This window comes from Butyrivibrio sp. LB2008 (assembly GCF_000621565.1).
GTDB lineage: Bacteria > Bacillota > Clostridia > Lachnospirales > Lachnospiraceae > Butyrivibrio.
The window spans coordinates 1-20,874 of the sequence record NZ_JHXZ01000013.1 but is presented as its reverse complement, the minus strand read 5'-3'; the positions used below and the strand labels follow the sequence as shown (position 1 = coordinate 20,874).

Annotated in this window: 16 protein-coding genes and 1 pseudogene; 4 read left to right on the top strand and 13 right to left on the bottom strand. The window is 40.4% G+C overall.

Annotated features, from left to right (window positions below; genetic code table 11):
• Positions 1-272: 272 nt before the first annotated feature.
• Both T356_RS0102885 and T356_RS20090 read right to left on the bottom strand, forming a co-directional pair.
• Positions 273-2,684, bottom strand: coding sequence for a glycoside hydrolase family 3 N-terminal domain-containing protein (locus T356_RS0102885; RefSeq protein ID WP_026513202.1), 2,412 nt, complete (start codon positions 2,682-2,684; stop codon positions 273-275).
• Between the two features lie 22 nt (positions 2,685-2,706).
• Positions 2,707-5,190, bottom strand: coding sequence for a nicotinamide-nucleotide amidohydrolase family protein (locus T356_RS20090; protein ID WP_051563108.1), 2,484 nt, complete (start codon positions 5,188-5,190; stop codon positions 2,707-2,709).
• A 1,668-nt stretch (positions 5,191-6,858) separates the two neighbouring features.
• On the opposite strand from T356_RS20090, the gene T356_RS0102875 reads away from it, so the two are divergent.
• The 3 genes from T356_RS0102875 to T356_RS0102860 all read left to right on the top strand — a co-directional run bounded on the left by T356_RS0102875 (position 6,859) and on the right by T356_RS0102860 (position 9,525).
• On the top strand, positions 6,859-7,230 hold the full coding sequence (locus tag T356_RS0102875) for a GntR family transcriptional regulator (RefSeq protein WP_026513201.1): 372 nt from the start codon (positions 6,859-6,861) through the stop codon (positions 7,228-7,230).
• 21 nt (positions 7,231-7,251) lie between these two features.
• Positions 7,252-8,169: an ATP-binding cassette domain-containing protein gene (locus tag T356_RS0102870; protein WP_026513200.1), complete on the top strand. Its 918-nt coding sequence runs from the start codon at positions 7,252-7,254 to the stop codon at positions 8,167-8,169.
• 687 nt (positions 8,170-8,856) lie between these two features.
• Positions 8,857-9,525, top strand: a complete 669-nt coding sequence (locus T356_RS0102860) for a hypothetical protein (protein ID WP_026513198.1) — start codon at positions 8,857-8,859, stop codon at positions 9,523-9,525.
• Positions 9,526-9,875: 350 nt separating this feature from the next.
• Here the strand turns inward: T356_RS0102860 and T356_RS0102855 are convergent, their stop codons facing one another.
• From T356_RS0102855 to T356_RS0102820, 9 genes and pseudogenes are all read right to left on the bottom strand, one after another.
• A complete protein-coding gene (locus tag T356_RS0102855; protein ID WP_035780290.1) occupies positions 9,876-10,814 on the bottom strand; it encodes a carbohydrate kinase family protein in 939 nt (312 codons plus the stop codon).
• Positions 10,808-11,788 carry a LacI family DNA-binding transcriptional regulator gene (locus T356_RS0102850; RefSeq protein ID WP_026513196.1) on the bottom strand — a complete coding sequence of 327 codons (981 nt, stop codon included), beginning with the start codon at positions 11,786-11,788 and terminating at the stop codon, positions 10,808-10,810. The genes T356_RS0102855 and T356_RS0102850 overlap by 7 nt, the downstream gene beginning before the upstream one ends.
• 24 nt (positions 11,789-11,812) lie before the next feature.
• Entirely contained in the window at positions 11,813-13,228 is a 1,416-nt protein-coding gene (gene gtfA / locus T356_RS0102845) for a sucrose phosphorylase (protein ID WP_026513195.1), read from the bottom strand.
• A 29-nt stretch (positions 13,229-13,257) separates the two neighbouring features.
• Positions 13,258-14,112 carry a carbohydrate ABC transporter permease gene (locus T356_RS0102840; RefSeq protein WP_026513194.1) on the bottom strand — a complete coding sequence of 285 codons (855 nt, stop codon included), beginning with the start codon at positions 14,110-14,112 and terminating at the stop codon, positions 13,258-13,260.
• Positions 14,112-14,990: a carbohydrate ABC transporter permease gene (locus tag T356_RS0102835; protein ID WP_026513193.1), complete on the bottom strand. Its 879-nt coding sequence runs from the start codon at positions 14,988-14,990 to the stop codon at positions 14,112-14,114. Before T356_RS0102835 ends, T356_RS0102840 begins: the two co-directional genes overlap by 1 nt.
• Positions 14,991-15,069: 79 nt before the next feature.
• Positions 15,070-16,176 (bottom strand): annotated as a pseudogene (locus T356_RS18145) (ABC transporter substrate-binding protein); the annotation flags it as partial.
• Between the two features lie 12 nt (positions 16,177-16,188).
• Positions 16,189-16,383, bottom strand: a complete 195-nt coding sequence (locus tag T356_RS21435; protein ID WP_242846545.1) for a hypothetical protein — start codon at positions 16,381-16,383, stop codon at positions 16,189-16,191.
• A 342-nt stretch (positions 16,384-16,725) separates the two neighbouring features.
• Positions 16,726-17,682, bottom strand: a complete 957-nt coding sequence (locus tag T356_RS18140) for an N-acetylmuramoyl-L-alanine amidase (RefSeq protein ID WP_242846544.1) — start codon at positions 17,680-17,682, stop codon at positions 16,726-16,728.
• Positions 17,683-17,729: 47 nt separating this feature from the next.
• The gene (locus T356_RS0102820; RefSeq protein ID WP_330370876.1) at positions 17,730-17,921 is read right to left on the bottom strand and encodes a holin; all 192 of its coding nucleotides are present in this window, start codon (positions 17,919-17,921) and stop codon (positions 17,730-17,732) included.
• A gap of 404 nt (positions 17,922-18,325) precedes the next feature.
• On the opposite strand from T356_RS0102820, the gene T356_RS0102815 reads away from it, so the two are divergent.
• Positions 18,326-18,658, top strand: coding sequence for a helix-turn-helix domain-containing protein (locus T356_RS0102815; RefSeq protein WP_026513191.1), 333 nt, complete (start codon positions 18,326-18,328; stop codon positions 18,656-18,658).
• A 95-nt stretch (positions 18,659-18,753) separates the two neighbouring features.
• On the opposite strand, the gene T356_RS0102810 is transcribed toward T356_RS0102815, so the two are convergent.
• Positions 18,754-19,026 (bottom strand): hypothetical protein, encoded by a 273-nt coding sequence (locus tag T356_RS0102810; protein WP_155838956.1) that lies wholly within the window; start codon positions 19,024-19,026, stop codon positions 18,754-18,756.
• A gap of 376 nt (positions 19,027-19,402) precedes the next feature.
• Positions 19,403-20,713, bottom strand: coding sequence for an IS30 family transposase (locus tag T356_RS0102800; RefSeq protein ID WP_026513189.1), 1,311 nt, complete (start codon positions 20,711-20,713; stop codon positions 19,403-19,405).
• Positions 20,714-20,874: the final 161 nt, after the last annotated feature.

Genomic DNA, 20,874 nt, shown 5'->3' with positions numbered 1-20,874 from the left:
TTTACTATCTTCTGCAATAGTTCCGACACTTAAGGCTTGTTGACGATTACATTTCAAAAAATACGTAAAAAAGTTAGCGCTTTACCCCAAAAATTTTTCATGCCTACAAAAAAATGATATTACTCATAACAACCAAATAAGACACCTATGTTCATTGTTTGCCGGCATGGCAACATGTAATGCCATTACATAGATCAAGGGACTAAAGAGGTCATGCTCTTTAGTCCCTTTCTAATTCTATTGATATTCACATGATTTTTTGATCAAATCTCTTAATCAAATTTGAGCAATGTCTTCAAGACTCTCTTGGCACTGATCCGAATGTTTTCTTCATTCACGGCACCAAGCTCAAGTGCTTCTTTTACCCTCTCAGGGAATCCTGTTGCCATCTTAAGATCATTACCTGCATTGATTTCTTTATAGTGCTCTCCTCTTGTCCACCAGTCAGACATTACAAGTCCGGTATATCCCCACTCTTCGCGAAGAATTCCTGTTATGAGATCTCTGCACTCGGATGCTCTTTCGCCGTTAACTACATTGTATGAAGACATGATAGTATACGGCTCTTCCTCTTTTACGATCATCTCAAAAGGCTTTAAATAAATCTCTCTGAGCGCTCTCTCTGATACTCTTGAATCGCAGTGCTTTCTGTTGATTTCTTTGTTATTACATGCAAAATGCTTTACGCAAGCACCGACTTTGTTCTTCTGGATTCCGCGAACCATAGCCGCTGCCATCTTACCTGTAAGATAAGGATCTTCCGAATAGTATTCGAAATTTCTTCCGCACATGGGATTTCTGTGTATATTAATCGCAGGTGTAAGCCATACGCAAAGGTTATTCTCTTTAAGTTCCTCTCCGCCTGCTCTTCCTACTTCTTCCGCAATCTCTTTATTCCATGTGCACGCAATAGATGTAGCACAAGGGAATGCTGTAGTCCTGATACCCGTCTCAGGCATGATACGAACACCTGCAGGTCCGTCAGCAGTCATCGCATTCGGGATACCATATTCACCCATGTTACCAAATCCAAATACATTGGCAACACCTGTGTTAGGTTGCCCTCCAAGGAGCTCTATCATATCATTTAGAGAAAGCTGCTCCATAAACTCATCAAGGCTTACTTTGCCCTCAGCAACATCAGATAACATCTTTGCGCCTTCTATCAAAGGCATTGTATAATAATGTCTTTTAAGTCCTTTTTCAGTGGGAGCAAGAGCCTCTTCAGTACCGGGCTCCATCTTCTCTATTACGCTCTCATTCTTATCGGGCTTCTCGCCAAGCGGAAGCTCTTCGTATGTTCCGTCACCCAAAAGTCTCTTTTTAAGCGCAACCGGAACTGCCTTATGGCTGAGTGTACATACAACCTTATCTACAAAATTCTCCCAGAAGAAAGATATTTTTGCCGCATCTCTTACATTGCTTCCAAGATAAAATTCATACTTACCTTTTTCAAGAACATAAGAAGCATCGCTAAACTTTCCGAGATCGTCATAAGATGAAAGGCCATACTCTGTGATCTTAAGATTGATAAGCTGTTCCTCGCCGGGCTGAAGTTCTTTGGTCTTCTCAAAGTCCACGAGGCTCTTTTTAGGTTTCAAAAGTTTGCCTGCAGGAGCGGAAACATAAAGCTGCACTACTTCTTTTCCCGCTACTTTACCTGTATTGGTAACTTTCACATTGAAAATGATAGTATCATCTTTTTTGACAGCTCCCAAAACCTCTATATCAAAGGTTGTATATGAAAGTCCGTATCCGAAAGGATAGATAACCCTGTCGGATGCTCCCTCCATAGTCTCAAAATATCTGTAACCAACATAGATATCTTCTGTGTAGTCCACATAGTCAAAAGAGTCATGATACCCTTTTGTCGACGGATAATCCTCAAGAGTTCCCGCAAAAGTATCTGCAAGCCTTCCCGAAGGACAAATGTTTCCAAGGATTACATCTGCTGCCGCAAGTCCTCCTTCCATTCCGCCTTGTCCCATATAGACAGCCGCATCAATCCTGTCATTGCCCTCAATCCAGCGGCAGTCCATAACACCACCAATATTAAGAACAACAATAACCTTTTCAAAGATATCACATGCGTTCTGGATCAATTCTTTTTCTTCGAATGATAGATAAAAATCTCCATCCGGGAAGATAACTTTCGATAAAGTCGTCATCTTAACGCCGGCAGGCCAGGGATTAAACGATTCAATATCTCCGTCTATATCACTTCTGTCCCATCCTTCGCCTGAAAATCTGTTAATAACGACAATAGCAGTTTCTGAGAATCTTGTCGCATTCTTAAGAATAACTGAAGGAACCGTAGGCTCCTTGGTCATTCCGGGAACGCATCCCCTCTTATACTGCTTATCAAGCTCTTCCTTGTAATACTCAATAATAGGCTCGTAGACCTTTACCCCGCGAAGTTTAAGTCCATCATACAATGATCTTGTATATTCGCAGTATACGTCTCCGGATCCTCCTCCACCTTTTACATACTCATATGATGCTTTTCCGAGTAAAGATACCTTCTCAACGTTTTTTAGAGGCAACAGCCCATTGTTCTTTAAAAGAACAACACTTTCATCCGCAGCTCTTTTGGAAATACTGATATGTTCCTCGCTTCCCGTAACAGGCACTTTTCCGTTAAGCGGAAGTGCCGGCTGATATAAAAGTCTTGCCCATTTTTGCATTTTTTAAGAATCCCTCCGTGAATTATTTACCTAAAATTTCCATCAACTTGTCCGCAACAAGTTCTGCGACAGCAAGCTTATATTCATATCTTGAATGTTTAGGCGGTATATTGGCATGATAGCTCTTGTTTCCGTATTTGGATGCAATGGCGAAATAAACCTCTCCGGGAACACTGTCATCATTTGCCGGATCAGGATTACCCATTGTTCCGGTTACTCCTACGGATACATCGGCTTCATAAATAGCTCCTGCTGAAAACGCCATATCTTCCGCGGTTTCATAGGAGTATACTCCATATTTATCGATAGTCTCCTTCGGTACTCCATGAAGGATCTTGGCCTCATTACTGTAAGTAATATAAGACCCTTTCATAACAGCAGAAGCTCCCTCGGTATCTGATATAAACGAAGCTATCAGACCCGATGTGCAGCTTTCCATTGCTGTAAATGACAAATTTCTCTTTATAAGAGTTTCTGTAATTTTTCTATATTTTGCCCTGACAGTATCTTCAGCTCTTACAATTACTTTACCATCATTCATTGCAGGAGCTGTATCCTTGGGCTCTTCAGGTGTTGTATCTTTCATCTTTGAAGTCACCGTCTCTTTCAACTTTGTAACAGCAGCATCTTTGGATTTTGATGCCGGACTCTCTTTAGGCTTTGAAACCACCGCTTCTTTTGCCCTTGAAACTACTTTTTCTCTCGGCCTTGCTTCCACCGCTTCTTTTGCCCTTGAGGTTGCGCGCTCTCTGGGCCTTGCCTCCGGCTCATCTTTACGTCTGGATGACCTTGCAGTCTTGGATCTTGAGCTCATCATATCATCGTCTTCGTCATGATCGATATCATCATCCATATCTTCTTCATCACGAGCAAGCTTACGTCTTGACGATCTGGTAACCTTGGACCTCGGACTTACAGGCTCGTCATCATCATGATCGATATCATCGTCCATATCCATATCCTCTTCGTCACGGCTAAGCTTACGCCTTGACGCTCTGGTAACCTTGGACCTCGGACTTACAGGCTCGTCATCATCATGATCATTATCATCGTCCATATCATCTTCGTCGCGACTTAGCTTGCGCCTTGACGATCTGGTAACCTTGGATCTTGGACTTACAGGCTCGTCATCATCATGATCGATATCATCATCCATATCATCTTCGTCGCGACTTAGCTTACGCCTTGACGATCTGGCAACCTTGGATCTGGGGCTTACAGGCTCATCGTCATCATGATCGTCATCATCATCCATATCTTCTTCATCACCAAGATTTAGCTTGCGCTTTATCGCTCTGGTTATCCTTGATCTGGTGCTTATAGGCTCATCGTCTTCGTGATCGTCATCATCATCCATATCTTCTTCGTCGCGGCTAAGCTTACGCCTTGATGCTCTGGTAACCTTGGTTCTTGAGCTTACAGGCTCATCATCATGATCGATATCATCCATATCTTCTTCGTCACGAGAAAGCTTACGCCTTGATGCTCTGGTAACCTTGCTTCTTGAGCTTACAGGCTCGTCATCATGATCGATATCATCCATATCTTCTTCGTCATGAGAAAGCTTACGCCTTGACGCTCTGGTAACCTTGGTTCTTGATGAACTCATATCGTCATCGCGGTCGATATCATTATCAAAATCATCCTTGATATCATTTTCCCTTTCGCTCTTAAGCTTGGGAATTCTTACTTCATCACCGCAATGCACATACTGGATCCTGTTCTTCATAAGCTTTTTAAGCTCTTCAAACGGTTCAACTCCCGTACAGTGACATGTGTAAAAAACAGTCCTGAACTTCACAAGGTCTTTGGCAATATCCCGAAGCTCCATAATGTCTTCATTGGAATATCCCCCATCCCTTTGTGTATGGAAACCGCTTATTACAGCTGTAGGGTCACTCTTGAAAATAGACAGATACTTATCCATTATATTCTGAATATCGTGATGTGCACAGCCCGAAAATAATATTTTTTTGCCCTCGCAGGAAACAACAAGGCACTGTTCATGCCTAAAGTCATCTTCTACAAGCTCTCCGCCGTCTTTTATAAAAAGAGTACTGTTCGTCTGCGGATTCTCATATCTATCACCAATATCGGAAAAAATAGTTAATTCATCGTCAATTTTGGTTACTCCGTCCTCAAGAATCTCCAATTGAGGAAGATCTTTTACCTTCCTGCTAAGACCGATATATCTGGGTCTTCGTCCACGCGATGTTGAATAGAACTTCTGAAAAGCATGCTCATTTATATATATGGTTGCGGTATCATTTAAATCCGCAAATGAAAGGATTCCGCCACCGTGATCGTAATGTCCGTGCGTGATCACAACAGTATCCACCTCGCTCAAGTCTATACCAAGTTGATTGGCATTCTCTACAAGGAGTCCGGATGCTCCGGTATCCACGAGAATCTTATGTTTCTTAGTCTCTACGTAGAAGCACAGTCCATGCTCCGGTATGCAGTCATTCTTACCTGCAGTGTTTTCTATAATATTAATAATACGCATACACATTTCTCCTTAACTGCATATTATTGTATCATAAAGATTGATTTAGTGCTTCATTCCGCACATAATTTATACTTCAGCACCATAAATATGTGCGATTTTCCACAAAAATAAATTACTCGAACCCACGTAAAGCTCCTATTTATCGGCATTTTGACTATATTACATATTGTAAATTTTTTATTAATTGTGACTTAATTTGTGTTTTCCAAAATATCCTGTTTTCCCTTTGTTTATTCTGTATTTTTCGATTGTTTCCGACATTTTGTTAACTTCCGGATAAGATATCTGATTTGCTGTTTATATCGCGCCTGTTGTCACGTTTCCCTTTATTAATCCGATTATATCTGATATTCACACAAACAGTAAAGCCTAAGTGTGGTGTCTTGCTGACTTTTGATCAATTGCGAAGTGCAATAATTCATGTACGAGTCGGAGGGTTGAGTCAATGCGGGCTTCGACAATTGACGCCAAAGAAATTAGTCTTACACACACCTATTAGTATAGTAGCTGCCTTTGGAGCTATCTCTTTATCTTTGAGGATATAGCTTTGTAATCACACTAAGCTCTTTTGACCTTCCCCTACGTTACTCAGATTCAATTACATACTTTATACCCGTAAAATCCACCTCACATTCGCTTGCTTCTACGTGTATAGATTGATTTCCGGAATTCTATACCCGTAAGAATACTCCTAAATGCACTTGCTTCTACGTGTACAGATTGATTTCCGGAATTCTATGCCCGTAAGGCTACTCCTAAATCCACTTGCTTCTACGTGTATAGATTGATTCCGAGATTCTATGCCCGTAAGAATACTCCTGAATTGACTTGCTTCTACGTGTACAGATTGATTTCCGGGATTCTATACCCGTAAGAATACTCCTAAATTGCACTTGCTTCTACGTGTACAGATTGATTTCCGGGATTCTATGCCCGTAAGGCTACTCCTAAATCCACTTGCTTCTACGTGTACAGATTGATTTCTGAGATTCTATGCCCGTAAGGCTACTCCCAAATGCACTTTCTTCTACGTGTACAGACTGATTTCCGGGATTCTATGCCCGTAAGGCTACTCCCAAATGCACTTTCTTCTACGTGTATAGATTGATTCCGAGATTCTATACCCGTAAGAATACTCCTGAATTCACTTGCTTCTACGTGTACAGATTGATTTCCAGGATTCTATGCCCGTATGGCTACTCCCAAATCCACTTCCCCCTACGTGTACAGATTGATTTCTGAGATTTGATGTCCGTAGTCCCCTACATTCGCTCACTTATACGAGGCTCATGCAAGAGCCGAATACATTGAAACACAAGGTCGCGTAGACTTCACCGTATGGCTGTAAGGCGGATTTTCGCAGTATTTACAGATGTTGCAATATTCAAGAGCATAAAAAGGCATCTTTATTCATTCTGCTCTCGTTCCAACTGTCTGAGCCCATTTATGGGCGAGTTTTGGAGCAAAGAATGAAAAACTCTGTTTTTTAATGCCTTGAATATCAACATCTGTAACTGCAAGAAAATCCGCCTTACAGCCATACGATGAAGTATCCGAACTTTTCATCTATGTATTTGACACGCATGTGTTATTAGTGTATATATATCACATAAACAGTTTCATCGTAATAAGTAACGCTAACTGTATTTTTAGCGAGGAATCAATATGAAAATATCGCAGAATTCAGGAGTGCCTATCTATCAGCAGATTGCTGACTACTTCCGCGGAGAGATACTTGAAGAACGTATCGGTCAGGAGGAATATCTCCCATCGATACGAGGTCTTGCCAAGGAGCTTAAGATCAGCGTCATCACAACCATCAAGGCGTATGAACAGCTCGAAAGCGAAGGTCTTGTGACAGCAGTTCAGGGAAAGGGATATTACGTGAATGCCCAGGACACTGAAATGCTAAAAGAACAGCACATTCGCAAGGTCGAGGACGCACTTCTTGACGCCATCAAATTTGCAAAGATTGCGAAAATGTCAGACAGCGAGCTGGTGAACACTCTAAAGACATTACAAAAATTGGATAATTAACAACAACGGAGGCATTAAGCTATGAAAGCAGAATCAGTCATCTCATGTAAGAACATCCAGAAAAAATACGGTAATTTCGAGCTTAATATTGACAGTATCGATTTCCCAAAAGGATTCGCAACAGCGCTTATCGGCGAAAACGGCGCGGGTAAGACAACTTTGCTTGAAATGATTGCCGGCATAAAGCAGATCCATAACGGCGATATCACTTACTTTGGAAATTATACGGAAAAAGACAGAGAAAACAATCCTTACGTTAAAGAGCACATCGGCTATACCGGCACCGACAAACACTATTTTCTCCCTCACTGGACTCTCAAACAGACAAAAGAAATCCAGTCCGTTTTATTCGATAATTTTGACGGAGAAAAATACGACCGGATTTTGGATGAACTTGCGGTAACGAACGATTCGTCTTCTGATAAGGCAAAAAAGGTAAGCGATCTCTCAGACGGAAATCGCATCAAACTCATGCTCGCAGGCGTTCTTGCAAGAGATACCAAGCTCCTTCTAATGGACGAACCCGCTTCTCCTCTCGATCCGCTTATGAGAGAAAAACTGTGTTCAATGCTGCGTGAATATATCGCATCTTCAGAGGACAATGATAAATCGGTCATCTTCTCCACTCACAACATCTCTGACATGGAGAACGTGACAGACTATGCAATCATAATAGAAAACGGAACCGTTGTCGAACAGGGCTTCGTCGAAGAACTCAAAGAAAAATATGTCTATGTACGCGGCGAAAAAAAAGACGAAGATGCTGCAAAACATATCCTTTATGATTTAACTTCAAATGCCTACGGTTTTGAAGGCCTCTGCCTCAGCGAAAACATTGATAAGCTTGCAGGAATGGATATAGAGACAACCATCCCCACTCTTTCGCAGCTTTCCGTCGGCATAATGCGCGCATATACAAAGCTTAAGTCACATTGCTGATCGGAGGAAGACATAAATGAAACATTTATCAAGAATGATAACCGCGCATAACTGCTTTTGTAGTTTTCTTTGTAACCTTGTGTCACTTGTCTTGATGCCTGCTTTTCTTATTCCGATTAATGTAATAGTAATGCGTTCTAACTGTTATATTAGCTTAGTTGTTACAATGACAATTCTTGCGTATTACACCATATTCCTTGATTATTATTCATTTAACGGGATTACCTCAAAAGATTTTTTCCTCGGTATGATAAAAAACTCGCCATATACCGCCAGATACCTGAAATACGCTGTACTCGCAGATCAGATAAGGAGATTTATACAGATAGTCATTCCTCCGATCATAAGCGTACTCATAGCAGCTTCAGCTCATATCAAAGGAATAGACATAAAATTCCTGGTATTTACATTAACTATGATATTTTTAAATTACAGCGGTACAACATGCTTACTTACTATTATGAGAAACATCCTAACAGATATAACATATGCTCTCATATCAATCCCTATTGCCTCAATACTTGGTGTGCTTAACGCATGTATGATGTTTTTGTTTATACATAGTTCAATACATATACCATTTATAATATGGCTTCTGATAACTTTTATTTTATCTGTAATGATCAGCATTTATGTATTTCGCTATACTACAGGTCGTTGCCTGGCAAACATCCAAGGAGATTTGACATGAAAAAAGATATTAAACTAATGATAAGTATTATAAAAGCCGCCCCACAGATGAAGCAAAAAATAATAAGCTCAGTTTTGTTCTTATTTCTGGGAATACTCTGCGAAATTTTTACAGTATCCTTTAATATTGCAGGAGGATTGATAATCATCGATGCAGCAATCATCTATTATCAATGCACAATGCTTGTATGTGGATCCAATCTTGTACAATCGTCAGCAACAGCAAAGAAGCTCCAGACTACGTATCCATTTTTTATACAAATTCCGGCATACTTTATTATTTTTATGATACTGTCCCTTTACAGAGCTTATCTTTCCGGCAAGCCCATGGGTGATATACCTCAGCCTCAAAACTATGCCATACAGTGTGAACACATTTTGCTAATAAGTTTATTATTTTTTGCCACCATGATAGTCGAAATTATCATCCAAAAATTTTTTGTACTCGGATTTATAGCCTTACTGTGTACAGCTCTTCCACTCATATTGTATGCAAACTCAAATGCCCTTCTGTCAAACTACTTTTACAGTATCACACTGACAAATGCCATCATTACAGGTATTTTCATAATAATAGCAGGCTCACTGCTCTCAGTCCTCACAGCAAACCTACTATATAAACATCCTATGTCTGCATACGTCATGAAGGCAAACAACAAAGTTTAAAATATATAGGCTCTTCCTGGGATTCAATGTCCATAGAACCACTCCTACATTCGCCTATTACTACAAAGCCTGTGCAAGAACCTAATTCATCGAAATGCAAGGTCGCGTAGACTTCACCGCATGGCTGTAAGGCGGATTTTCGCAGTATTTACAGATGTTGCAATATTCAAGAGCATAAAAAGGCATCTTAATTCATTCTGCTCTCGCTCCAACTGTCTGAGCCCATTTATGGGCGAGTTTTGGAGCGAAGAATGAATTAAGATGCCTTTTTGTGCCTTGAATATCAACATCTGTAACTACAAGAAAATCCGCCTTACAGCCATACGGTGACCTTCACGACCTTCATTCCCTCAATTTATCGCAGGCATTACCTTAAGTGCCCCTTTAACCTGTGTTATCTTTGCAGCAGTTGCATTTGCAACCGTGAGAATGGTTGTTATATCCTCTGCTGAAAGATCAAGCCCCCGCTCCAGGATAAAGTGAAGAACACAACCCATGAAAGTATCTCCGGCGCCTGTGGCATCAACTACAGATTGCATCTTAACTCCGGGTACTTTTATAATCTCATCACCCACACAGCCCATGCTTCCGTCAGGTCCGAGTGTCACAAAAACCTGCTTCGCGGATGATTCCTCTTTTATCTTTTTGTAGCCCTCTTCCATGTCGGATAAGCCCGTCATAAACTCAACTTCATTGTCTGAAATCTTCAAAATGTCGCAGTGCTTCATCCCCCAGCTTATGGCCTCTTTTGCATCGTCCATATTATCCCAGAGAGATTCCCTGAGATTCGGGTCAAAAGAAATGAGAAGTCCCTTTTCTTTTGCGAATTCCACTGCCTTTATCGTAGCTTCTTTTGCACACTCGGAAGTCATTGAGAGCGTACCGAAATGCAATATTCTTGAAGATGCGATAAGATCAAAATCAACATCGTCTTTATTAAGCATCATATCCGCACCGGGATTTCTATAGAAGCTAAAATCCCTGTCGCCGTTAGGAAGCTTTTTTACAAAAGCAAGTGTTGTCCGGACATTCTTGTCAAATACCATACCCCTTCCGTCAATACCTATCACATCGATTATTCCGGCAAGCATATGTCCGAACATGTCATCACCGACTTTACCGATAAATGCTGTTTTATGGCCATTCTTGGCAAGTAGCGACAGAACATTACAAGGAGCCCCTCCGGGACATGCTTCAAAAGTATCATTTCCCTGCGAAGACTTATCTCCCGATGTCATATCAATTAAAATCTCGCCAATGGCTGTAATATCATATTTGTTAATCACCATGTACTCTCCCTTTCTATATATGAAACAGGAAGAATGGTGCGCTTTGGTACTACCTTCCCCTCTGAAGACGAAATAACAAGGTCAACCGCCATTTCAGCCATCTCTTTGATTGGCTGGTGAATGGTTGAGATCGGAGGTGTAGTAAGCTGTGAGATCAAGACATCATCAAAACCTATAAGCTTGATATCTTCAGGAACTCTTTTCCCAAGCTTTCTGCACACCTGAAGAACCTGCGCCGCGATCAGATCCGAACTTGCAAAGATTCCGTCAATCTCTTTGTCCTGTTCCAGCTCGCCAATCAAAAGAGAATGATAATCCAAGCTGTTATACTGATTCAGACTCGTCGCAACTTCTTTATAAACCACGCCGCGCTCATCGCAGATCTTGGCAAATCCTTTAAGACGCGCATCGGCAGGCATAATACTCTCTGAAACACCGCTTATGATGAGCAGATGTTTACATCCCGAACCGATAAGTGCCTTGGCCGCAAGCATTCCGCCCTGTTCATTATCACACTCCACCGCAGCTGTTCCTTTTTCAACAAAACGCTCTACAGTTATCAGCGGAATATTGCTGTTTGCAAACTCCAATCCTTTTACGGTTGAAGAAAAAACAATAACACCGGCAACACGGTTACTCGTGCACATATCAAGGTATTCTTTTTCCTTGTGATCTGCCCCTTTGGAATTGGCAAGTAAGATCTTGTACCCTCTCTTACTTGCGGCATTCTCGATATTACTGATCATCTCTGAAAAATACGGATGCCTGATATGCGGCATGATAACCCCGATTGTATTGGTCGACTTTTTGGACAGAGATCTGGCTACTTCATTGGGCTGATAATTAAGCTCTTCCATAGCAGCATATACCTTTGATCTCGTCTTATCGGAGATATATCCTCTATTATTCAAAACCCTTGATACAGTTGTGACCGTCAGCCCGCAACGAGCTGCCACATCTTTTAAAGTAGCCATATTTCCTCCGGTGCCGTTCTCTATTTATGAATGCTCAATAGTGAACTCTTTTGTTCTTAAATTAGCTCTTAATCTTGCAAAGTCATCTCCATTTTTCCTAAGGATAACAAGCTCATCATCACCGCAATCTTCAAGAATAAACTCTCCGTCAAACGCAGGATGCTCGTTTCTGAACTTCATAAGATCTATAAGCTTTTTAACAACGGGTCTTTCAACTTCTTTTTCTATCTCATCAAGTTTATAATAATGACGATTTATATTTCTGCCAACCTTTGTCTCCTCAAGGAATTTAAGATCGTTCTTTCCTGCAAGAAGTCCCACATAATATACCTGCGGTATGCCGGGAGCAAAAAACTGTATAGCCCTTGCCAGAAGGTATGCATCATCATCATCACCGAGTGCGGAATAGTAACTGCAATTAACCTGATAGATATCAAGATTATTGTAAGCCGCTGTATTGTAAATCTTTTTTACATTAGCTCCGTATTTGAAGATGTCCTCTTTCGTTCTCTCGATCTCTTCATCCGGAAGTAGATCTTTTACATCAACAACTCCTATTCCGTCGTGAGTATCAAGAGTAGTAAACTGCTTTCTGGGGCAAATACTGAGCCAATTCTTCAAATATGTAGACTTCCCATAGTATAACGCATTTATAAGTAGCATTGGAAGTGCAAAATCATACACATAATAGTCATGACTTGCTATCTTTTGCTGCATTGTATAGTGCTCATGTATCTCCGGCAGAAGTGTAACTCCGTATGGTTCTACAATTTTCTGACACTCGTCCATAAGCTCCCATACTTCAGGTTCTATAAAGAAACAAGAACTTCCGGCTTTCTTTGTTGCATAAGCAAAAGCATCAAGTCTGATAAGTGAAAGACCGTGCTTACAAAGAGTCAAAAGATTGTCCTTGATAAACTCTTTTGCCGTGTCCGACTTGCAGTTGATATCAATCTGCTGCTCATCAAATGTGCACCATACCTTCTCTGAAGTGCCGTCAGCAAAAACTGCGTCAACATAAGGAGCTCTGGGCTTTCTCTTATAGATAGCATCTACTTCTTCCTCAGTAGGCTCTCCATTCTCCCAGAAATCTTTGTAACGAATGAACAGATCCCTGTACTTCGAATCATCTTTTTTCTGAAGAAAATCTTTATAATACTCACTCTGTGCCGATATGTGATTGATCATATAATCGGCCATAAGATAATATTTGTCAGATAATCCTTCTATGTCATCCCAATCTCCGAATGCCTTATCTACAACTTGATAGTCCATCGGAGCAAATCCTCTGTCTCCCGAAGATGGGAAAAAAGGAAGTATATGTATCCCTCCAACTGCATCCTTAAAGTACTTATCAACTACAAATGCCAGATCTTTGAGATTATCACCCATGCTGTCTGCGTATGTGATCAACATACATTTATTTTCAAGCTTTCTCATAGAACAAACCTTTCATCAAAATATCAAATTTATTTAACAGCGCCTGCTGTAATTCCTTCAACAATATATCTCTGAAGGAAAAGATATAGCAGTAAAATAGGAAGCATTGCAAGCAAAAGTGCAGCCATGATCAGACCTGTGTCTGTTGAATATGTGCCGTAGAATACTTTTGTTGCGATCGGAATGGTATAAAGATCTTTTCTTCCAAGTACAAGACTGGGCAAAAGATAATCATTCCAAAATGCCATTGCATCGATAATTGCTACAGTTGCAATTGTAGGCTTCAAAATAGGAAATACGATCTTGCTAAAAATCTGCCACTTACTGCATCCGTCAATCGTAGCCGCCTCTTCCAGTGAACATGGCACATTGGTATGAATACTTCCATGGAACATGAATGTTGCCATTGAAAGCGAGAAACCGATATGCATGAATATCAATGTGATCCTGTGATTAAGGATACCGAGTATTCCGCCGTACAAAGAAACAAGCGGGATCATAAGAACCTGGAAAGGAATTACCATTGATGCGATCATAAGTACAAACAAGATCTTGTTTGCCTTCCAGTTATTTCTCACTATAAGATATGCCGTCATCGAAGAAAGTGCGATAGTTCCGATTGTTGAGCATGTTGTTATTATAAGTGAGTTTGCAAAAGAGCTAAAGAATTTCATTTTGGCTATAGCTTTGGGGAAATTCTCCATTGTGAATCCGTGCTTTCCTATAAGAGCAAGCGGATTGCCCGTGATATCCGATTTTACCTTAAATACATTTATTATTACCATTATGAAAGGGAATATAAATGCCACAAACAAAAGTGACAGTACAATGATCATAAGGGCATGTCTTATTATTTTAATTCTTTTTGCCTTCTGGTTTTCCATTATGCCTGCACCTCCCCTTTCTTACCTACATAAACCTGAATTCCGCCGATGATCGCACAGATCACGAACAGGATAAGAGCTTCAGCCTGACCTGTACCGTAGTTCTTGTTTACGAAAGCCTGATTGTACACGTGCATTGCTGCAAGTGCGGAACTTCCGTAAGGATCACCGTTTGTCAACGAGAGGTTGACATCATATACCATGAAACATCTTGTAATTGTAAGGAAAAGACACTGTACAAAAGATGCAGTCATAAGTGGAATTGATATGTGAATGATAGACTGTGAACCTGTACAGCCATCAATTTTAGCCGCTTCAATAACATCTTCCGATACGCTCATGAATCCGGCAACATAGATAAGCATCATATAACCGGCATATTGCCATACCGAAACTATAATAAGTGCTGCAATCGCACCATTTTCTGTGGCAAGGAGAGACTTTACTTTTCCATCAGCTATTAAGCCCATAAGCTCAACCAATGCCTTATTAAATACAAACTTCCAAACGTATCCAAGTACGATACCACCGATAAGATTAGGAACAAAGAATCCTGCTCTGAAGAAATTCTGTCCTTTGATTCCACTCGTAACCATATATGCAATAATGAATGCCACGGTATTTACGAGTATTACAGCTATTGCTGAATAAAGAAATGTGCGGCCGAGAGATTCCCAATATCCCATATCCGCAAAAGCATTAATATAATTTTCGAAGCCTACAAAAGGCTTATTCCTGGATACACCATCCCAGCTTGTAAAAGTAAGATAAAGACCATAAATAAAAGGTACAATAACAACACTTCCAAAGATCAATGTTGTTAATCCCGCAAATATCATATAATACTTTAACTTATAGCCCAGTGTATTTGTTTTCATATGTATAACCTTTCAAGATGATAGGGCCTCAAATCTTAAATTCAAGGCCCTATAAAATTTATCAGCGCACTTAATTACATTAGTGTGCAATACCTTTTGCTGTCTTGAAGTATTCAACTACAGAATCTGCCAATTCTGTTCTGTCCATTGCTTCATCAAGATACTTCTGCATGATTTCCTGACCAACTACTGTCATGTGATCATCAGGAAGATAATTATATGTAGGAATAAGATTTCCTGCGTCTGCATATGTCTTAACAGAAAGTGAAAGCGGATCAAGTGCTGTTGCCTCGATGTTATCGAATGCAGGAACAAGTGCACACTTCTCTGTAAGGAATGCATTTCCGTCCTTGTCATTTACGATCCAGTTAAGGAAATCAAGTGCAGCCTGTCTCTCTGCATCTGAAGTATCAGCTGAGCTGTCAACAAAGAAATACTTTGTAGCACCACCTACAATCTTGAAGTTTGTGCCATCTGTAGTATTCTGAGGTACAGGCATGATTCCAAGCTTCTCTGTGTAATCGTACTGGTTGATTACTGACCAATCCCAGTTACCGCCAAACATAAATGCAATCTCGCCCTCAGCAAGCTTCATAGATGTTTCTTCACGATCTGCGTTTGAAGCTGAACCCTTAGCGTAGTTGTACTTAATAAGTGTATCGAATGTATCCATCATTGAATTGTATTTTTCATTTTCTGAAAGATTACATGAACCTTCAAGAAGGCTGTTTACAAATGCTTCAGGATCCTGCTGCTCTTCATAAACCATAGGGAACCAGTGTGCACCGAGTGACCAGTACTCAGAAAGGATTCCAACAGGCTTTTCCATTCCGCCCTGTACAAGCTTATCAAGGAGTTTCTGGAAATCTTCCAACTTTGCAACAGATGAAGGATCGAACTCTTCTCCTGTGATCTTCTCAATTGCATCTGCGTTATAAATAATACCTCTTGCTTCAACGCATACAGGGAATCCTGCGAGCTTACCGGCTGCTTTAATTCCGAGTGATGTATGACCTGCCCAATCCTGATCTGATAAATCGTAAGCATAATCATTTGCAATTGCGTAAATATCTTTAGGATCTACCATTGTAAGTGTGTAAGGATCGTGTGATGCATACTTTGTAGCAATCTGTGAAGCAACTGTTGTATCTGTATCAGCGTTATATACCTCAACATGTACGCCATGCTTTTCTTCATATTACTGAGCCATCTCCTCAAACTGTGTCTGAATCTCAGTCTTTGAATTCAAGATCGAAATGGATACCCCCGCACCATCTGAATCCTTCATGTCGGAACTCTGTACCGCTACATCGGTACTGTTCTGTGTACTACATGCAACCATTGACAATGCCATTGCTGCACCAACTACTAATGAAACTAATTTCCTTCTCATCTAAATTTACCCCTCCTTCTAAAAGGTCTTTGTTTGTTGTAAATGGATATTACCACGTAACGTATATTTATGTCAATCGGTTGACATATAAATATTTGATAAAAATATCCATTTTGTGAATTAATCATGATGGATTATTGTGCGTTTTGTATAATATGCACATAGAATTTGGGGTGTTTGGTTTAGCTTGTATGTCATACGGTTGACATGTATGTGATCACAAATCCACTTACCATCTGGGGTTGTACATGCCCCTGTTCTGTTAAGGCGCTTGCGGCAAGGGATTATATAGAATCAAACATTCGCTGCGACTTTATGCAAGCCACAGCGAATGCTTTTTTTTCAATACCAGATAAGTTCGTTTACTCTCTTTTGGACAGCATAGTAATCATATCCGGCTTCGGTCAGGCGTCTTTTTCTCTCTTCCCCGTTACCCCACTTGCCGTTGATGACTTCCATTGCCACTTCATCAATTGATTTCTTTTCATAGCTGTCTGCAACTATATGATCCAAAATAGTGCAATAAGCCTCTTCTTCAAGCCAGATCCAACCTATTCCGTTCTTCAATCTTCCCCAGCCGTTACGTACTTCAACAATCGTGAAAGTTCCTCTTCCGGTCTGGCCCTTAATATTGTCGCCAAAGTTAGGATAAGCACGAATATTGAGGTTATCAATAAGAACTTTTACAGAAAAAGGTGTGGGTGGATAGTTATCGTTCGCATTACTCACTTCTTTGTCCATAAGTTCTTTAACAGCTCTCCTAAAGCTATTCATGGTATATCCGGTACTAAGCTGTGTCCATAAATGCTCGGGGTCACTGTGGTTAGATGCAATTCCTCTGCTGTGTCCCTCATTATGAGAAACAATCACTCCGTCTTCCATCGGATCCAATCCGTATTCTTTGCACAGCATGGCAAAAAGCTCAACCGCAGCATTATACGTCCTTTCTACCTGAATAACCGCGCCATCACGATCAGAGCAGGTAAACTGCGCGCCACTTACATACTTAAGGCTTGCCGGCTCGCACATTTCTATTCCGATGTGGGTATTATTGGCACTTCCACCTGCGTGCCATCCTCTGTGATCCCAGGGAAGTGTCTGGTAAATTGTTCCGTCATTGGCATCAATGAAGGCATGGACACACGAATTATCATGCGCTGCAGTATTCCAGCTTCTAACAAATACCATTGCGTTTGGCTGCGCAACGCCGACCGAATGAAGCATAAGCCCCTTTACGGTTATCTTGCGGCCTTCTTTGTAACAAGGGTTCTCAGTCAATATACTTTCTACTAAATTCATATTTTTTCTCCTTTTCTCTCTTTTCTACTAAATTCTGAATAGCCAGATCAGTATCTTCTAAGTTCAGGAATGTTGGCAATGCTCATTAACAGGGAAAGTATTCCTGCCAATGACGCTGCACTCGCAACCATCACCCAATCAACATCCCCAAGAACTTCTGACGTTCCAATCATGGCAATAGCAGTCTGCGCCACAGTCTTAACAGCTCTAATGCCTGCCGTCTTAATCCAGTTCTTCATAAGCATTCTCCTTTCCTGTTTGTGTCTTTGTTTTCCTTTCATAGAACAAAAGTTAATTCTTACCGTTTTAGTTTATACATTTGGTAAGTTGCCGGGTAAAAAAAATTGCTTTGATATTGTGCACATATCAAATCTGTCGCTTAAGCTTGATTTAATTGTATATTACATTTGGTAAGTTGTCAACACTTTTTCTTACCATTTGTTTTATTCTTTTAAAAACAGCTCTTCGCGCGTTCCCTGCCAGCTTCTGCGGATTTTTAGCATCTATTCGCAAATAATAAATCAAACGGCGGATTACCAAAAATATATTTATTTGACACTTTTGGTAAAGCGCTTTATACTTTTGGTAAGTATGATCAGATTATTATCAATCATAAAATAAAAATCAGAAACGAGGAAATCCTATGAAAAACACATTAGGCGGAAGAATTGCTGAATTACTTGCTCAGCTCAATATGACTCAGCGCGAACTTGCCGAGAAAGTCAATGTTACCGAAGTCTCAATGTCTCGATATATAAAAGGTGATCGTGTGCCCAAGGGCCCTGTTATCGCAAATATCGCTACAACACTACACACTACCACTGACTATTTATTAAACGGAGATACTTCTTCCAAAGAAGGAGATTTTGAATCAGAATATTATATGATCCATAGACTTATTGCAAGAAATGCTTCAAAGATGACATCTAAGCAAAGACGCGAACTCATCAATGCTCTTCTTGAATCTGAAGAGTAATATGGATTCTTGAACATGCAGTTCCGGAATCCATCAACCAAGCCAATTTGAATCGACTTCGTCGATGAGGCTTGGTTGACTCTTAAATCACTTTCTCACGAAATAGGGTTTACCTTTTCTCTAAGGGCTATTCCCTCTACTATCCCGTGTAAGTACGCCTCTGCTGCAAGTTTTCCGTCTGCGACGGTTATGGCATCTATTATTTCATTAAAGCGAAACTGCTGCTTGGAACTCAAAAAAACTCGAAACGAGAGAATCATCTCGTTTATTTCACATTGCGCATTCTTATAATCTTCTGTCTGAGTGTAGTTCTGCATTGAATCCTCAAATGCATCCTTGATATATTCCTCAATTTCCACCGTTTTCATACCTCCAAAGTAAGAACAAATATTGAGCGGATCAGTTTGTAAAAGAGTTAAAGTAAATAAAAAATCAAATAAAAAAATCCAAGGCAGCGAACCTTACAGAATAAAAATTTATTCTGCGTAAAAAGTCGATATACTACTTAAATGAAAAAGTAAATTCCAGTTGCTAATAAATGCCTCAAAATGCGGATTTAAATTCCGTTTTTGCACCTTAACAATTTCATATTTTTGCCATATAATGAGCCCATAAGCACCCAGTTTGATAGTTTTTTGCATGCTAATGGGGCACCTGGAAAATAGTGTGCGAGACTAAATTCCACATGCCTTGTGTGTAAGACTAAATTCTGGTGCAGTGAAATCTGCCTGTGCTTAAACTATTTTATTTCAACAGGGCTGGACACAGCATTACATCATCTGGGGCTATATGTTCTAGGCCCAATGCTTTATGAATCGAATTGTCCAGGAGTAAAAGAGATAGTTCATATGGGCTGTGCCCATTGAGGCTGTCTCTTTTTTCGCTATTTATGTGATTCATCATGCGATGAATTTTATCTTTATCAAGATCAGCAAAAGAGCTTCCCTTGGGTCTGATATAACGTATGTATTCGTGGTTCTTCTCACAAGCACCTTTCTGCCAAAAGCAATAAGGGTCACAGTAGAAAACTATAGTACTTTCTGAGCCGTCACTGAATGTTTCCATCGCTTCGCGGGCAGAAAACTCTGTGCCACCATCAGTCAGTATAACGGGAAACAGCTTTTTGAAAGCTTCCTTTCCAAGGTTGTTTTCTAACCACTTGAATACTTCTAGTACACAGTCTTGATTTTGATGCTCAAGCAAGAACATAAGCATCAGGTTACAGTTACGGAATGTGAAGGTCAGAATAACCTTATTCTCAGTCTTTTGGCCCTCTACGCAGTCCATTTCAACTACGTTTACATCAGGATGCTCCTTGAGATATTTGAGAAAATCTTCATAGTTGTGACCTTTACGATAGGAACGATCTCTTGCACTTGCCTGAGTAGCTTTCTTTCGTTTCTTGTACCTGACAGCACGCCTAAGGTCTCCATTACGGACGTCAAAGACACTATCATTGATATAAGAGTAGAGTGTTCTTCTGGAACACCCAAGCTCTTCTGCATGAGTAGCATATACGTGACCTATTGACTGATGCTTATCCTTTATCAGTGGAACAAGGATGTCATTCATTGCCTGTATGCTCTCCGGAGTCTGGTTTATACCAGACCTGCAGTCAACAAGGACTCTGCGATACTCATCATGTGCATACTTGGACGAATAAAACTTTCTGGGCATAGAACAATGAGTTTTCTTCCCACATCCATTGCACACATATGGTGGCTTCTTGAGCTTGGCACACTCAGCGGTTTCATAACCGGGACATATATCTATGCATCTGAAATCAGGCTTTCTGCATATCTTACAGAGCCTGCCGCATTGATCGTCACACAGACATACTATCTGGCAGTCTTTGCGGTGTATGCATGGTGGATTTGTATATCCGGGATCTGGCCGTTCTTTAACTTGAGCGTGCAAACGTACTTCTTTTGAGACAGTTGAAGGATCTTTCCCGATTATCCTTGCTATCTCAGCAAAGGACTTGTTTTCGGTCAATCCTTTTTCAATCTCTACACGTTGTTCAAATGTTATATGTTTCTGATTGCCTTTATTCATAATAAATCTCCAATCTGCACAGGCAGGCAATCAGCTGCCCGAACATTATATAGAGATCTATATGTGAATATCAATATGGCAAGTATATATGTGTAAGAGTAACTTCCATAACCCTAGAATTTACTCTTGCAAACTGGAATTAAAAATTACATTTAAGTAAG

What these genes read in the sequence shown, in the direction of transcription:
- T356_RS0102835 (WP_026513193.1), bottom strand. Translation starts at nt 14,990, where the DNA reads ATGAAAACAAATACACTGGGCTATAAGTTAAAGTATTATATGATATTT.
- T356_RS0102875 (WP_026513201.1), top strand. Translation starts at nt 6,859, where the DNA reads ATGAAAATATCGCAGAATTCAGGAGTGCCTATCTATCAGCAGATTGCT.
- gtfA (WP_026513195.1), bottom strand. Translation starts at nt 13,228, where the DNA reads ATGAGAAAGCTTGAAAATAAATGTATGTTGATCACATACGCAGACAGC.
- T356_RS21435 (WP_242846545.1), bottom strand. Translation starts at nt 16,383, where the DNA reads ATGAGAAGGAAATTAGTTTCATTAGTAGTTGGTGCAGCAATGGCATTG.
- T356_RS0102810 (WP_155838956.1), bottom strand. Translation starts at nt 19,026, where the DNA reads ATGAAAACGGTGGAAATTGAGGAATATATCAAGGATGCATTTGAGGAT.
- T356_RS0102855 (WP_035780290.1), bottom strand. Translation starts at nt 10,814, where the DNA reads ATGGTGATTAACAAATATGATATTACAGCCATTGGCGAGATTTTAATT.
- T356_RS0102850 (WP_026513196.1), bottom strand. Translation starts at nt 11,788, where the DNA reads ATGGCTACTTTAAAAGATGTGGCAGCTCGTTGCGGGCTGACGGTCACA.
- T356_RS0102800 (WP_026513189.1), bottom strand. Translation starts at nt 20,713, where the DNA reads ATGAATAAAGGCAATCAGAAACATATAACATTTGAACAACGTGTAGAG.
- T356_RS0102820 (WP_330370876.1), bottom strand. Translation starts at nt 17,921, where the DNA reads ATGAAGAACTGGATTAAGACGGCAGGCATTAGAGCTGTTAAGACTGTG.
- T356_RS18140 (WP_242846544.1), bottom strand. Translation starts at nt 17,682, where the DNA reads ATGAATTTAGTAGAAAGTATATTGACTGAGAACCCTTGTTACAAAGAA.
- T356_RS20090 (WP_051563108.1), bottom strand. Translation starts at nt 5,190, where the DNA reads ATGCGTATTATTAATATTATAGAAAACACTGCAGGTAAGAATGACTGC.
- T356_RS0102885 (WP_026513202.1), bottom strand. Translation starts at nt 2,684, where the DNA reads ATGCAAAAATGGGCAAGACTTTTATATCAGCCGGCACTTCCGCTTAAC.
- T356_RS0102840 (WP_026513194.1), bottom strand. Translation starts at nt 14,112, where the DNA reads ATGGAAAACCAGAAGGCAAAAAGAATTAAAATAATAAGACATGCCCTT.
- T356_RS0102870 (WP_026513200.1), top strand. Translation starts at nt 7,252, where the DNA reads ATGAAAGCAGAATCAGTCATCTCATGTAAGAACATCCAGAAAAAATAC.
- T356_RS0102815 (WP_026513191.1), top strand. Translation starts at nt 18,326, where the DNA reads ATGAAAAACACATTAGGCGGAAGAATTGCTGAATTACTTGCTCAGCTC.
- T356_RS0102860 (WP_026513198.1), top strand. Translation starts at nt 8,857, where the DNA reads ATGAAAAAAGATATTAAACTAATGATAAGTATTATAAAAGCCGCCCCA.